Source organism: Pseudoalteromonas sp. SWN29, assembly GCF_015864465.1.
Taxonomy (GTDB): Bacteria; Pseudomonadota; Gammaproteobacteria; order Enterobacterales; family Alteromonadaceae; genus Pseudoalteromonas.
On the sequence record NZ_JADYXE010000019.1, the window covers coordinates 22,417 to 37,338 of the forward strand.

The 14,922-nt window shown below is 39.2% G+C and carries 12 protein-coding genes; 3 read left to right on the forward strand and 9 right to left on the reverse strand.

Features of this window, described 5'->3' with window-relative positions:
* Positions 1–5 precede the first annotated feature (5 nt).
* Positions 6–980, forward strand: a complete 975-nt coding sequence (locus I6F53_RS09170; protein WP_166419467.1) for an aldose epimerase family protein — start codon at positions 6–8, stop codon at positions 978–980.
* A gap of 95 nt (positions 981–1,075) precedes the next feature.
* Here I6F53_RS09170 and I6F53_RS09175 read toward each other — a convergent pair whose 3' ends face one another.
* The gene (locus tag I6F53_RS09175) at positions 1,076–2,224 is read right to left on the reverse strand and encodes an endo-1,4-beta-xylanase (protein WP_166419468.1); all 1,149 of its coding nucleotides are present in this window, start codon (positions 2,222–2,224) and stop codon (positions 1,076–1,078) included.
* Between the two features lie 169 nt (positions 2,225–2,393).
* Between I6F53_RS09175 and I6F53_RS09180 the strand changes: the two genes are divergently transcribed.
* Positions 2,394–2,864, forward strand: a complete 471-nt coding sequence (locus I6F53_RS09180; protein WP_231611854.1) for a cupin domain-containing protein — start codon at positions 2,394–2,396, stop codon at positions 2,862–2,864.
* A 200-nt stretch (positions 2,865–3,064) separates the two neighbouring features.
* Here I6F53_RS09180 and I6F53_RS09185 read toward each other — a convergent pair whose 3' ends face one another.
* From I6F53_RS09185 to I6F53_RS09195, 3 genes are all read right to left on the reverse strand, one after another.
* Positions 3,065–3,802 carry a hypothetical protein gene (locus I6F53_RS09185; protein WP_166419469.1) on the reverse strand — a complete coding sequence of 246 codons (738 nt, stop codon included), beginning with the start codon at positions 3,800–3,802 and terminating at the stop codon, positions 3,065–3,067.
* A 355-nt stretch (positions 3,803–4,157) separates the two neighbouring features.
* A complete protein-coding gene (locus I6F53_RS09190) occupies positions 4,158–6,380 on the reverse strand; it encodes an endo-1,4-beta-xylanase (RefSeq protein ID WP_197239307.1) in 2,223 nt (740 codons plus the stop codon).
* Between the two features lie 584 nt (positions 6,381–6,964).
* On the reverse strand, positions 6,965–8,098 hold the full coding sequence (locus I6F53_RS09195) for an endo-1,4-beta-xylanase (protein WP_197239308.1): 1,134 nt from the start codon (positions 8,096–8,098) through the stop codon (positions 6,965–6,967).
* 115 nt (positions 8,099–8,213) lie between these two features.
* On the opposite strand from I6F53_RS09195, the gene I6F53_RS09200 reads away from it, so the two are divergent.
* Complete coding sequence (locus tag I6F53_RS09200) at positions 8,214–9,188, forward strand: SMP-30/gluconolactonase/LRE family protein (protein WP_197239310.1); 975 nt, start codon at positions 8,214–8,216, stop codon at positions 9,186–9,188.
* A gap of 168 nt (positions 9,189–9,356) precedes the next feature.
* Here I6F53_RS09200 and I6F53_RS09205 read toward each other — a convergent pair whose 3' ends face one another.
* From I6F53_RS09205 to I6F53_RS09225, 5 genes are all read right to left on the reverse strand, one after another.
* On the reverse strand, positions 9,357–10,637 hold the full coding sequence (locus tag I6F53_RS09205; RefSeq protein ID WP_197239312.1) for a glycosyl hydrolase family 8: 1,281 nt from the start codon (positions 10,635–10,637) through the stop codon (positions 9,357–9,359).
* Positions 10,638–10,850: 213 nt separating this feature from the next.
* Complete coding sequence (locus I6F53_RS09210) at positions 10,851–11,678, reverse strand: ThuA domain-containing protein (RefSeq protein ID WP_024611074.1); 828 nt, start codon at positions 11,676–11,678, stop codon at positions 10,851–10,853.
* Between the two features lie 7 nt (positions 11,679–11,685).
* Positions 11,686–12,396 carry a DUF6445 family protein gene (locus I6F53_RS09215; RefSeq protein WP_197239314.1) on the reverse strand — a complete coding sequence of 237 codons (711 nt, stop codon included), beginning with the start codon at positions 12,394–12,396 and terminating at the stop codon, positions 11,686–11,688.
* A gap of 5 nt (positions 12,397–12,401) precedes the next feature.
* Positions 12,402–13,886 carry a tryptophan halogenase family protein gene (locus tag I6F53_RS09220; protein ID WP_197239315.1) on the reverse strand — a complete coding sequence of 495 codons (1,485 nt, stop codon included), beginning with the start codon at positions 13,884–13,886 and terminating at the stop codon, positions 12,402–12,404.
* Positions 13,887–13,908: 22 nt separating this feature from the next.
* Positions 13,909–14,919: a cupin-like domain-containing protein gene (locus I6F53_RS09225; protein ID WP_197239316.1), complete on the reverse strand. Its 1,011-nt coding sequence runs from the start codon at positions 14,917–14,919 to the stop codon at positions 13,909–13,911.
* Positions 14,920–14,922 lie beyond the last annotated feature (3 nt).

Here is a 14,922-nt window from a genome sequence, read left to right on the forward strand (position 1 = left end):
CCAACATGACAACTTCAATTGTTCAATACACACTAAGTAATGAGACAAACGACACTATTTCTATTATTAACTACGGTGCCCGGCTTACCAGCTGGGTTACCCATGTTGATAATAAAAAACGAAATATTATACTTGGCTATTCTAATATTAATGACTATTTAAACGACACGTTTTACTTAGGCGCTGTAGCCGGCCCTTATGCAAACAGGCTAAGTAACGCCCAAATAAACATTGATGATAAAGCCTATGCGCTTAATAAAAACGAAGGCGTAAACCAACTCCACGGCGGTCAAAAAGCATTAAGCGACTTGTTTTGGCAGCTCGATTACCATCAAAAAAATGCGTTAAGTTTAAGTATTACCCTACCCGATGGTTATAACGGCTACCCCGGTAAAACTATATTTAACGTGCTGTATACCTTTACCACTAACAGTAAAAACCAAAGTAATCTTGATATTAAATTTACGATTACCAGTAATAAAAAAACGATTGCAGGGCCAACAGCGCACCCATATTTTAATTTAAATGGCATTACTAACAGCGCACAAGGGCATACATTAAAACTGGCCGCCGCGCATTATACCCCCGTAGATACAAACGCCATTCCCACAGGTTTAATAGCCCCTGTAGCAAATACCACTTTTGACTACACAAATGCGCGGGTGCTTAATAAAACCGATAAACTCGATCATAACTTTGTAACCGAGCAAGTACTCAATCTGCAAGCCAATAAGCAACACGCGACGCTTACAAGCGCCGATGAAAAAGTAATGCTGAGTGTGCTTTCTAACTACCCTGCTATTCAGGTTTATACAGGGCAGCATTTAAAAAGCCCGTTTAACCAATTTGACGGTATTTGCCTAGAGCCGCAATTTTTCCCCGACAGCCCTAATAACCCACACTTCCCATTTAGCTATTTAACACCACAAGTACCTTTGCAAACGCATATTAGTTACTGCTTAACTAACTTGAAATCTTAATAATAAACCTATCAAAATAGCTATTTTAAGCGCTTAAAACCAAAAAAGGATCGCTATTAAGCGATCCTTTACGGGAGGTTAAATGTTTTTTGCTATTATAAATCGCTTACAAAGCTTTTAAGTTTTAACTCACGGTCAATTAATAATGGGTAATCGGTGCGCCCTTGCATTGGCCAATCGTTACGCCAAGTGCCTGCATCGCTTATACCCCAAAATGTTACGCGGCTTACTTTATCGTCATGCTTTTTAAGTATGTTAAACACGGCTTTGTAGCGCTCGCCTAACTGGGTATTTACTTCACTAGGCAATCCGTCAGGATATGGATTAAAGCGCTCTTGTAGCGCAATATCTAACGAAATATCAGCGCCTTGTTCTTCACCTTCAGGGAACGGTAAAACCGAAATATCAAGCTCGGTTATCATCACATCAATACCCGTTGCTGCGTATGCCACAATAGAGTCTTCCATTAACGAAAGCTCAGGGTTATCAAGCGAATAATGCGCTTGCATGCCAATGCCATCTATTTCAATGCCTTTGCTTTGTAAATTTTTAATAAGCGTAATTGCACCGGCTCTTTTTTCTGGCTTATACAAGTTGTAGTCGTTGTAATACAGCTTGGCATTAGGCGCTGCCTGCTTAGCGTATTTAAACGCGTATTCTATAAAGTCGTCACCAATAATAGTGCTCCATTTAGATTCACGCAGTGTGCCGTCTTCGTTTAATGCTTCGTTTACAACGTCCCATGCAAAAATACGGTTTTTATAACGCCCTGCAACAGCATTAATATGGTTTTGCATACGCTTAAGTAATGCGTCGCGAGTAAGCGGTTCGCCCTGCTCATCTTCAAAAACCCAATCAGGTGTTTGCGAATGCCACACTAATGTATGCCCAACTAACTCTTGGTTGTTCTCTTGTGCGTACTTAACTAACGCATCAGCGGCTTCAAAATCATACGTTTCAAGCTCTGGGTGTATACGTTCCCACTTCATAGAATTTTCTGGCGTAAAGGTATTAAATTGCGCTTTAGCCACGTTTAAATCTTCAGGCAAAGCTCCTAACACTTGGTCGCGGCTAATTGCGGTACCAATTTTAAAGTGATCTTTAAATTGCGCTTTAAGCGTTAATTGCGCCGGCGCTTTTTGTGCTTTTAAAGTCGGTTTACTTTGCTCTGCTGAGCCATTACAGCCAAGTGTAAGGCTCGACATTCCTAATAAAATAGCAATCGTTAGTTTATTTTTATGCATGATGTACCTGTTGTGTGTTTTTTAGTGTGTAAGGTAAACTTAACACCATATAGTCTTTTTGACAACAACGTTTTATTGAAATAGACTGAACAAAAATAACACAGCACACATTTCTTAATTGCATACCTAACTAGCAAGATAATTAGTAAATAAATTAGCAAGGACACACATGAAAAACACAACAAACACTTTATCACTAAAAGCCGCAGGCACCTTTGCATTAACGGTCGCATTAACTGCTGCATTAACTTCTGCAATAATTACTGCATTACCTGTCAGCGCAGCAGATAAACCCAAGCAACTTACCTCATCTATAGTGAGCCAAAAAGACGCGCACATTACTCACTACGAAGGCGGTGATTTTCATACCTACTTTTACGGCGATACATCACTTACCAAAGGCGCTATTACAGGTGTGGCGGTTATTAAACCTAATAACGAAATACACCCCGCCCACCAGCATCCCGATGAAGAATACTTAATGATTCTTGAGGGCTCAGGTACCTGGACACTTAATGGCAAAAGCCAACCAGCACTCACCGGGGATATTTTATTTGCAGCCCCTAATGACCTACACGGGATTTATAACAACGGCGATGTGCCACTTAAGTTTGTGGTAGTGAGGTATCAGGCTAAGTAGTTTTGAATGGCTTTTTGAGTTTTCAAGTGAAATAAACCAAGAGAATGATGCACAAAGAGGTTAAGAGACGCTTCGCTTTTAGAGGAAAACAAAACAGCCTGATGTGAGATCAGGCTGTTTTTAATTATCTATCATACATTTTATTTAGTAACAAAGAGCCGTTAAAATTTACACTCATTCATGAATTAATTTTTATTATTTCATAGAAAGTGCAAAATCAACCTCCCTATGGAGTTCACTAAATCTCGGCTATAACTAGCTAGCCATTTATTCGATTCATTATCAAAATGAGAATCACTAAAACCATTTCGTGAATTCCCTATCGCACTTGTAAGCGTTGAAATACTTGTAACCATATTCTGCGGAAAAGGCCCAATAGCATTCAATTTTGTAGTTATATCGTCTCGTACAAGTTTCGATAAAGGTATTAATTCACTTAACTGAGAACTTTGAGGTAAATGCTTATATACATAAGCTTTATATAAACCTTCCAAACATGTATACGATAATGTCATTGAATGATTGTAGTTCTGCTGGTCAATAGCGTTATCTATTCTTTTTATTAGTGTATTTAATTTTTCAGAATTCCAGTTATCTTGCGGAATTACAACTTGAGGAACTGGATTGCCAGAGCTAAATAAATATGATTTAAGCTCATCAGTTTCAGTAGGAAAATGCGGGGAAATAATATCGATAAAAGTTCTGAAAACATCTAATCGCACTGAGTCATCTAAACCAATTAAAATATCCCAATAAAAGTCTTTCCTGGTAGTACTAAGGCCTCGATTATTTCTTTCTTTAATATATAGAGAATAACTAGGCTGTTCTCTATCATATTGCTGAATCACTTTAATGAAACTATTCCCACTATGGTATGCAGGTGTATTACTTTTATCTAAAAGTAGGAAAAGTCGATTAAAAGCAGCTATCCAATTCACGATAATATATCCTTATGCAACTATCTATCTGTTATAAATAAATCTCGTTTTCTGATAAATGTATTATTGTATTTATTTCCCGTATTAGTACCAAATACTACAACGTATTACTAGCTATAAACTTTAAGCCCTATGCTCTTTCTATGATGCTTTAAAGTCATGAGGCACTTCTCATTTTTTATTTTTGTGAAAAACCCCGAAAACATAAAATAGAGGAGCATTTAAAAATATTCGGTTTTGAATACACAAGCTACCCTGCTGCATCCAGCATAAACAATTAAAGCCCGCGCAAAAAAATAGTCTGTATAAAAATACAGACTATTTAATCTGGGGTTAATTTCCTTTAGCTAGGTTTTTATTCGACCAAGGTTACCGATACATCATCCACATAAAAGTCAGCGGTGAGTTCACTTGACTCAACATAAAGTAAAGCGGCGCTTTCCTGCGTTGTAATTGAATGAGTGTAAGTACCCGATAACTGTATCCAGTCGCCTGCTGCAACTGTTGTAACAGGCGTCAACTCAAGGTATTCAGTGCTAGTGTGCTCTATTTGTAGTGTGAGTTTTATATCTGGTGAAACGGTACTGGTATCGTCAGATAACTTAACCCATGCAGATACGTTATAGGTTTTATCTGCTGTAAATAAGCCTTTTACATCCTTTTGTATCCCATTCCACGTTTCAGTTCGCCCTTGTACTAAAGCGCTATAATTACCGCTATGAGCTTGGGTTGACTCTAAGGTTATGCTTGCACTGCCACGCGCTTGCCATGAATCAAGTCCGGCTTCAAAGTCGCCATTAGTTAGCAGCTCTGATGAAGGTGCTGGTTGTACAACTTCAATTAACTCTTTTAATGCATTAGCAAATCCTTGTAAGGCAGGTTTTGCAGTAAAGTCATTAAAAAATAACAGTGGCCATTCTGTTGTCGGCTCTGGCCAGTTTTGTAACCAGCTATCCTCGTCAATTACGCCCCAAATAGTTATGCCACCGCGTTGATCTTCAGGTACAGTTTCTAGGTATGTTTTAACAATATCATAGTAATACTGCTTTTGTTCATCCGCTCTTTCACTGGTTAGGTAAGTTAGAGGAATGCCGCCTTCGTTGTTCATACGAACATCTAGCTCGGTAATTTTTACTTTAATTTTAGGGCGAATATCGACCACTTTTTGAAGATGTGCCTGAATGGTTGAAATGTCAGGGCTGTTAAGTGAAATATGAGATTGAAACCCTATACCATCAATAGGCACGCCATTGTTTTGAAAATCGTTAACCATAGATATAACGGCATCTAATTTATCAGCATTCCAAATCAGGTTGTAATCATTGTAGTATAAGTCGGCATCAGGATCGGCCGCTCTTGCTGCTTTATAGGCTAATGGTAAAAATTCGGATCCTATATTTTCAAACCATACAGATTCGTCGGCGCTGTCGTCAGTGGTTTTTTCACCACGGTATTTACCATTTTCCATAAACGCTTCGTTAACTACATCCCAGCTAACTACGGTATCGTTATCGCCTTTTTCTTCAAAGTGAGTGGCAACTTGAGTGATGTGGTTTTCCATCATGGTTATCCACGCGGCTTTATCACCTTGAAAACTTTGCATCCAAGGCGCAATTTGCGAGTGCCACACAAAAACATGGCCATGCACAGTGAGTGAGTTGTCTTTGGCGTAGTTAACTAGCTCATCAGAATCATCGTAAAAAAATTCGCCTTGGGTTGGTTGTAAATAGGTAGGCTTCATAATATTTTCAGCCGAGAGCTGATTAAAGTGTTGTTCAATAATCGTTTTAATTTCTGGTCTATCTATTATGCTGTTACCAAAACCACCCGCTGGCACAGCCACGCCAATATTAAAATTAGGTGCCAATGCTTTTAAACTTTGTGCTGTTACTTCGCTATATTGAACATCAGGTATTTCTTGTGCTGGGACATCGTCTAAAATAAAGCCTGAAAATTCGTCTAGGTATATAGACTTATTAATGTTCTCTTCTTTTGAAAAGTGAATTGCCAGCCTTACTAAAGAGTCAGCTTCGGCCGTTGCAGCTGTTAATGTTATTTTTTGCCACTCGCCTGTGAGTGTTTCTTTTACTAGGCTAAGTTGACCGTAATCTGGCGCAGGCGTTTGAATCCAAAAATCGGCACTGGTTCCCTCTTCACCTTTGGCCCAAACACTAAACTCATAATTTTTACCTCCGGTAATAGGAAGGTCTTCATAAGCTATTTCAATACCCCACGGGTTGTCACCCAATGTATTAACGCTCACCTCAACTGCTTTTGTGCCTTTGTAAGTATTAACGCCTTCTTCGGATTCTATTACTTCTATAGTAGAAGTTGCGCTTGATTCTTGTGTTGGCCTAAATACCCAATTTCCGACAGGTGTTGTTTGCCCTGCGGTGTCTTCTTCAAACCCGCCATTTGTTATTTCAGCTGCTATTGGCGCTTCAGGCTCTGGAGTATCAGGGGCTACTACTTCCGGTATGGGTTCAGGCACCGGTGTATCTTTATTATTCCCCCCGCACGCCATTAAAAGTGACACTAAGGTCACTAATCCGGTGTTACGAAAAATCGATTTATTCATTTTTTATTCCTTAGACTAAAGCAATAAATGAGTCGCTTTTAAATTAGGCGCAGTAAAGACATTTGAGTGAATAAAATATGATAAGAGTATTTGTACTGCATCATCAGAAACTATTATTCAATATGACTACAACTAATTAGAAAAACAAACAGTCATTTATATTTATTATTTTAATATCTCTTCAAACGTTAATATTTACCTTGTACAAGGGTACAAATATAAATTTAAAATCATTGAGTTATAGTTAAGGCTTAAATTAAATTTTTATTGTTCTATATCGTGTGTGTGAATATACAATCATTAAATTAACCTAAAACCAACATTGTTATAGTCTATTTAACAATAAGGATCAAGGTTAAAATTTAACCCACTTCATATTGCGTTTGCTTTGAGTTTTATTTGAGTTTGAAGAAAATAATTAAATAGAAGGTGTAAGTGATATTTGCACTTGTATTACTTAGGTAAGTTCAAGGTTTGCCAGCTCATCACTTAGTAAAGTGACTTTTATTTGCCCCTATGTGAAAATTTTCAAACAAAAAAAGCCGAGTATTTAAAAATAGCCGGCTTTGACTACACAATGCGATTTACTGAACTACTTCAGCAATGGTTTTAATAACTGGCTTAGGGTTTAAATTACGATCCCATAGTAATGGGTAGTTTGTCCTGTTTGGGATTGGGTAGTCGTTTTTCCACGACATACCGTCGTGTAACCCCCAAAAGGTTACGCGGTCTATTTTGTCGCGTTTTGCATAAAACAGTTCAAACAAGGCTTTATAACGGGCGTTTAATTGCGCCTCTACGTCGCTAGGTAAACCATTTTTGTAAGGGTCGAGGTAGGTTTCAAACTCTTCTAACTGAAACTGTGGTTTCATCATATCGGTGCCGGTAATCTGCCCTTCTTTTGTTAAAGGCAGCACGTCTATATCAAGCTCGGTGATCATCACTTTTATACCCAGCGCGGCGTATGCATCAATAGCTTGTTCAATGTATTGCATTTTAGGAAAGTTAAGCCCCCAATGCGCTTGTATGCCAATGCCATCAATGCGGATACCTTCTTTTTGCAGCATTTTGATCATACGTACAATGCCGTCTCTTTTTTCTGGTCGCCATGCATTAAAGTCGTTGTAGTAAAGCTCAGTATTAGGTGAATACTGCTGAGCGTATTTAAACGCGGCTTTTACCATTGTATCGCCATCACCTACGCGGTTAACCCACACAGTTGGTCGATAAGATCCGTCATCAGCAATTACTTCGTTTACTACATCCCACGCATCTACTTTGTTTTTATAGCGCCCTGCTACCAGCTCTATGTGTTTGCGCATTTGCTCTAACTGCTCTGCTGGGGTATTTGGCTCATTTTTGCTATTTGTAAAAAACCAGTCAGGCGTTTGGTTATGCCACACTAAGGTGTGAGCTACGGTAAACATGTTATTTTGCTTGGCAAAATCTATAAACGCATCTGCACCACTAAAATCAACCTTACCTTTTTGCGGATAAATTACTTCTGCTTTCATGGCGTTTTCTAGGGTGACTGTATTAAATTGCTTAGCAATAATTGACTGCGCGGCTGCGTTTTTGCCTGTCACTATATCTTGGTTTACAGCAACCCCCATTTTAAATGAGTCTGCAAAGGTGTTTTTAAGGGCTTGGTCTTGTGCAGCGTTTACGCTTAAAGACCCTGCAAGTAAAAGCAGGCCGAGTGTGTGTTTTTTATGCATGTGTGTGCTCCGTTGAATCGTTATTATTTTCAATAAATATCATACAACGAAAAAAATAAATGATATAGTCAAAATGACCATTAATTATAAATTAAACAAACCTGAGTAAACGTCCATGCTAAAAACACACAAAAAAACGCTAAGTTTAGTTGTATTAATGCTCTGTTTTAATAAAGCAGCGCTGGCACAACAACTTGAAAATACACCTTTGTTAAACGCTGTAAACAGCCAAAGCAATCAGCAGTCACCATTAATAAAGGGCGTAACACCCACACTTGTTAGTGACGAGCTTTTGTTTTTAGAAGGGCCTACGTGGTCAAGCCAAGACAATGCGTTTTATTTTTCAGAAATGAACTTTGCAAGCTCGCAAGCACTCGGCCCCGACTCGACCATTTATAAATTAGTGCTGCCCAATATCCTTACTACTTATTTAGAACACAGTGGTACAAATGGCCTGTATGCAAAAAACGATAGCCTCTACACGCTTAACCATAATACGCAGTCGCTTTCTAAAATTAATATAAAAAGTAAAACTAATACCATAATAGTTAATGAATTTGATGGGCTGAGCTTTAGCTCGCCAAACGATATGACTATGCATAAAAATGGCGATATATTTTTTACCGATCCTAACTGGCAAATAGGCGAACGCACTCAACAAATGCCTTATACCGGTGTGTATAAGTTAAGTAATACAGGCGTACTTAGTTTAATTGACGCCACTCTTGAAAAACCCAACGGTGTTGCACTATCCCCAGATCAACATACTCTTTATGTTGGCGACTTTAGTAACCGTGTAAGTAAATACACTATTGATAAAAACGGTGAGATTTCACCGCGCGAAGACTTTATTAAAGTAACCTCGCCAGATGGTATAAAAGTAGACTCTGCTGGCAATATTTACGTAAGTAGCCACAGCAAAGGCGTTATTAATATTTACACGCCAAGTGGCGCGTTTATCGATAGAATTGAACTTGGCCCTAATGTAACCAACCTTGCGTTTGGTGGTAAAGACCGAAAAACATTATTAATAACCACCGCTAAGGGCTTGTTTACGCTTGATGTAAAAGTAGCGGGTTTGGCTAATTAGCTAAATTAGTTAAGCAACTTATTAAAGAGAAAAGTTAGCTTACTCGTTATACATAAAAAACCGGTGTAACTTGGTTACACCGGTTTTTTATTACCTAGGTTTTGCTGCCTAAGCTTTTACTACTTAGATTTTTGCTACTTAGGCTTTTGCTGCTTAGGTATTGTTATTTTAATTAAACGTGTTGTTATAAAACTTAAAGTTACCCGATACATGCAGCATAGCTAACATATATAACGAACCATTATAGTAACGGTAGTCACCCGTTGGTTGTGATAAAGACCAAAAGTCGTTAAAAAACTCATTTGCTTGCCCAGTGTTTGTTGAAGCAAGTAACGCTACTGCATTCGCGGCTTTTTGTCCTTCGCCTGCGCAGCCTTTGTTTTGCGCTCCACCGTACGAATACACTTGCTCGTAACAGTTTTTACTGTTGTTTGTTTTTGCATAACTTAAAAAGCCAAGTGCTTTATTAACTGCATTTTTATGCCACGCCTGAGCACCCATTAAGTGCGCGTCTAAGCCAACATTCATAATTACGCGCCATGCATCAAACTCATACCATTGACCTGGGTTTGCTTGGCCGTTAAAAATGTAACCAATAACAGGGCTGCCATCTAAGCGCGATAAAAATGTAGGTAAGTTCCAATGCGGATTATCATTCACTTTTGTAAAATGGTTTTTAAGTAAGGTTCTACTTTTTGTAGCCACTTGTCGCCAGTAATTTTTGTCAGCTTGATTAGTCACGTTATTTGCAAAGTAGTCGTAAAATGCAGGTATATGATAAGAAGGGTCTGTTAGGTTATCAATGTAAGGTGAAAAACGGATTATTTGGTTTTGCATCAGCTTGTTTTTAATTGTATTTAACATGGTAATAGCATCGGCATAATAATCAAATTCGCCCGAATTACCCCAACGAGCTGACGCATTAAGTAATGCAAAAGCAAAGTATTCTTCACCATCAGGTGCCGGGCCTTCATCTACTTTATAAACAAAACCGTTTTGATTAAGCTTTAGTTTCCACGCGTAAACACCTTGTTTTTTTACATCAGGGTGATTGTCTGGATTTTTTTGATACGCTTTAGCAAAGCGCCATAGGTTATCAAATTCTTCTTGTTTGTTAAGCATGACAGCGGCGGTCATTCCCCACGATTGCCCTTCTGTTCTTATATCGTCACCTTCGCCTGGGTTAATTGCTTTTATGTAGTGTGCTTTATATGCGCCATTTTCTGAGTATGGGTAATACAATTGCTGGGTATTATTACTTCCAAACATATTGTTAAAAGTACTATTCACCTTTTGCTGTATGTTCGTTTTACCCATTTCTTGAGCAAGGTTACGGTATGTACCCGAGCTGTCGGCGCCTACACTCGATGGGTTATTATTAAATGCAGCAAGAGATTGATAGCTTATTAGTGTTAACAATAAAGTTATTATTTTAAAAAATACTTTCATGTTTATCCTCTTTATTTGAATTATATCAGCGTGCAAATTTAATATAGTCTTTTTGACCATTTGATCAAGCAATTCTCAAAACTATTTGTTTATTTTATAAACTAAGTTAAATGAGTGAGGTGTTTACACAGTGCCTAAAATGCAAAAGGCCGCTTAAAAAAGCGGCCTTGAACGATGTAAATAAAACTAAAAAGTACATTTATGAGTTATTCATTAATTACTGCTTTTTAACCCTTTACCTGTTGCAGCCCAATAAATACCGCCATAAATATGTTCGGTTAAAAACTCACTGCTATACACCGCATTAGTATGCCCAAGAGCGGTATAAAATGAGCGGCCGCCATCGTAATTGTGATACCACGAAATAGGATGAAACGATCCCATGCCTGAGCCTGTTTTGTTATTACCCCAATCGGCAGTTGGGTTGTAAGTTTGCTCATCAACCGTGAGTAAGTAGTTTAACTTAGTGAGCTCTGGCCCAAACTCGTACCACTCGTCAGTCCAAAGCATTTCCTGCGGCATATGGCTTAAGCCAATAAAGTTAGTATTAGGCACTTTGCTTAATACACCGGTTTGAATAACAGGATGAATGTTAAAGGTGCGCCCCACCAGCTTTTGATACCACAGCCAATCGTATTCGGTGTCTGATGCGCTATGAATACCCACAAAGCCTTTACCTGCTTTTACAAATCGTTCAAGCGCGGCTTGCTCTTTTGGGTTTAAAATATCGCCTGTGGTTGATAAAAACACTACTACATCAACATTTTTTAAGTAATCGTCGTTAAAATAATGGCTTTCTTCGTGCCAAATTAAATTAAAAAAGTGCTTATCGGCTAAGCCTTCTAGCGCTTTAACGCCTTCGGTTTGCGACTTATGGTGCCACCCTGCGGTTTTTGTAAATAGCAGCACATTAAATTGCTTTTTAGGGAGGGTATCAAACCCTGTAGCATGACTTTTTTGCACTGTTGCCATACTCAGCGCCAATACAACAAAGCTTAATAGCCAACCCTTATATGCGAATCTAGGTAAAGAAAAAAACATAGTATTCCTATTTAAAATGAACAAACATATTGGCCGTTAACCGCCCTGTTTGTGGACACGGTGAAATATCGGTGGCTGTATTAAGTAAACTGGTGTGCAGCAAATACCCAGGAAACACAATAAGCCTATTTGGCTTGTAGGGTATGTGCTTGTAGCATTCAAACTCACTGTGCTGTGGGGTGCAGTAACTAGGTTTTGTGTTACTGCACTCAAGAATGTGTTGAGCATGCGTTAAATACGTGTTTTTGCGCTTTGTGCTTATTGTTTCAAACCCTGTTTTTTTATGCCTAAAAAACCCCGTTCCGCCATGCGGCCCCTCTCCAAGGTAATGAATAATGGCAATTAGGTTAGGATCGTTGGTATCAAAGTGTGGCAAGGTTTGTATTGGTGATAGCTGCTGCTCCGTTTTAGTAATTAACGATAAGGCATTATCTTTTGGGTATGGGGTAAGTGTTTGCCCAATATTAAATACGTTATAAAACCCCTGTATAAGAGGCTTTAAGTAATCAACCACACATTGCTTTGGCAGCGGCATACGTAAACCTGGGTATTGAGTGAGTTCGTCGGGTTTAAACTCTCCATTACTTTGAGCAGCACTTTGCGCTAATTTTATAAGTTTTTGCGGCTCACTAAGGTAGTCGTCAATTATAATAATTGGCGTTTTCTCTCGCCCTATAAACTCATACTGCGGCTGTAAGTTATTGCCAAGTGTTAGCATAAAACTTACTTAGCCTTGCAATAATGATTAATAAAATCAATGTGACTCGGTAAGCTATTTGCCTTTTTAGCTGCATGATTTTTTATTGATTCTAAAAAGCGCTTTAGCTCATCATCGCTCATGCTATCTACAATGGGGTGATAATTTTGCGGCATTAGCCCTTGCCCTAACATCACTTGTAACCACGATGCTTCGCCAAATAGCTCTTGCTCTGCTTTATAAACATGCCCACTTTGCTTAAATAGCTCAAGGCGTTTGGCAAGCGATTCTGGTATTGGCATGTTTTTACAGTAACGCCAAAAGTCGCTGTCGGTGCGCTGCGTTACGTGGTAATGCAGCACAATAAAGTCGCGGATATTTTCCGCCTCAAAGCGCATTTTGTTATTAAAGTCATCTTGATAGCACGACTCGATTGCTTTGGTTGGCATGTTTTGCATTAATCTAATAATGCTTTGCTGAATTAAATGAATACTGGTTGATTCAAGCGGCTCTATAAAACCACTGGCTAAGCCAATAGCCACACAGTTTTTGTTCCAATGTTTACGTCGTGTACCGGTGCGATATTTTATAACGCGCGGCTCATTAATGGGTTTGCCTTCTACATTATTAAGGAGCGCTGCTTTTGCCTCTTCATCGCTCATGTATTTACTACAAAATACTAAGCCATTACCACGGCGGCTTTGCAGCGGTATTTGCCACTGCCAACCACATTTGTGTGCCATGGCGCGCGTGTATGGCACTATTGGGCTTACTAATTCGGTTTGTACTGCTACTGCACTGTCGCACGGCAGCCAATGGCTCCAATCTTCGTATCCAGTGTGTAGCGCTTGCTCTATTAATAAGCCTTTAAAGCCGGTGCAATCTATAAATAAATCGCCCTCAATAATTTGCCCATCACCTAAAGTAAGCGATTTTATAAAGCCATTAGTGGGCTCTAAGTTAACTTTACTTATCATGCCTTCTATACGTTTAGCGCCGTTTTGCTGTGCAAAACTTCGTAAAAATTTAGCATACAAGCCAGCATCTAACTGATAAGCATGGTTACGGTCTTGATTCGGCACTACGGCAAATTTACCCAAGCGACTTGCTACGTGCTCTGTGCAATAATCACCAATATCGGCTGCTACACCTTGTTGCATACCTTTTAGCCAAAAGTGCTGAAAACCTGCAGCCCAACAACCTTGCCCCACATAACCAAATGAGTGAAAGTAGCTTTGCTGGTTTTGTTTCCAGCCCTCAAACGATATGCCTAATTTAAACGTGGCGTTAGTGGCTGCCATAAATTCTGATTCACTAATTTTTAGTAAATCATGAAATATATGCAGCGTAGGGATAGTTGACTCACCGACTCCTACGGTCGGTATTAAATCAGATTCAACTAAGCACACTTCAATATTTTTACCTAGCAGCTTTGCCATTGCAGCGCTGCACATCCAACCGGCGGTGCCGCCACCTGCTATTACGATTTTTTTAATTGCATTTTGATTCATATTTCAAACCTTACAAGTACGCTTAGCGTCTTAATTTATTTTGTAATTCGGCTCTTAATTTACGCGCTGTAAGCTCATCCATTGGCTTTGCTAAAATAGACTGTGCAGGCGTTGATATGTGGGTAAATTCGTTATCGGCAAATACGTAGTAATTAAACAAACGTTGCCATGCTGCGCGCTCATGCTTTGGTAAATTACGTATGTTTAAAATAGCAAGGTGCAGTGCATTAGTCGGTTGACCATAAACCGCTGGCGTATTTTTAAACCAATAATTAAACAGAATATTTAAACTGCCAAGCCCCTCTACTTGGTGCCACCACATACTGGGTAAAATAAGTGCATCGCCCGCCTCTAAGTCAACGGTAATTGCCGCTTTTATTGCCTGTTCAAACTTAGGAAACTGCTTAAAGTTAGGTGCAGTTGTGGTGGTTAAACTTATAGGCTGACCACCTGGTGCTTTATCAAGCGGGCCTACATATAAATTATCGATTTGATCGGGGGGAAATAAAGTAAAACGCCTTTTACCTGCAACGCAACACGCTAAATTTTGCGCTACGTCGTAATGTGCTGGCACGGTAACCTTACCGCCTGCCCACACATTAAATAAACAGCCTTCGCTTAACGCATTAACGTGGCAGTGATCAACCAAAGAAGGTAAGCATTGTGCAATGCTAGTAGAGCCAATGTATAGCGTATCTGCGTGTGGGTTATTTGCAGTTTGCGTTATTTGCTCAAGCGCGTTAATAAATGGCGCTTGCTGATTAGTAAAGTTAAAACCGCTCATATCGGGGTTATACCCTACAACCCCGCTTTGACTGGCGGGTATTGTGCAAGTATTAACTAAAAAACCTTCGTAAAACGGCGTTAAATAATCAATTGCTGCAGCATCAGATTTTTTAGCAGCAATAACTAGGGGCCATTCGCTTACAAACCCTTTTAGTACAATAGGCACAGGCGAGTTTAAAAGCTCCTTGGGTAACGTCCTGGGAGTTAAGCCACTCAGCGTTTGGATATTATTTGCTAAATTTTCCATAGC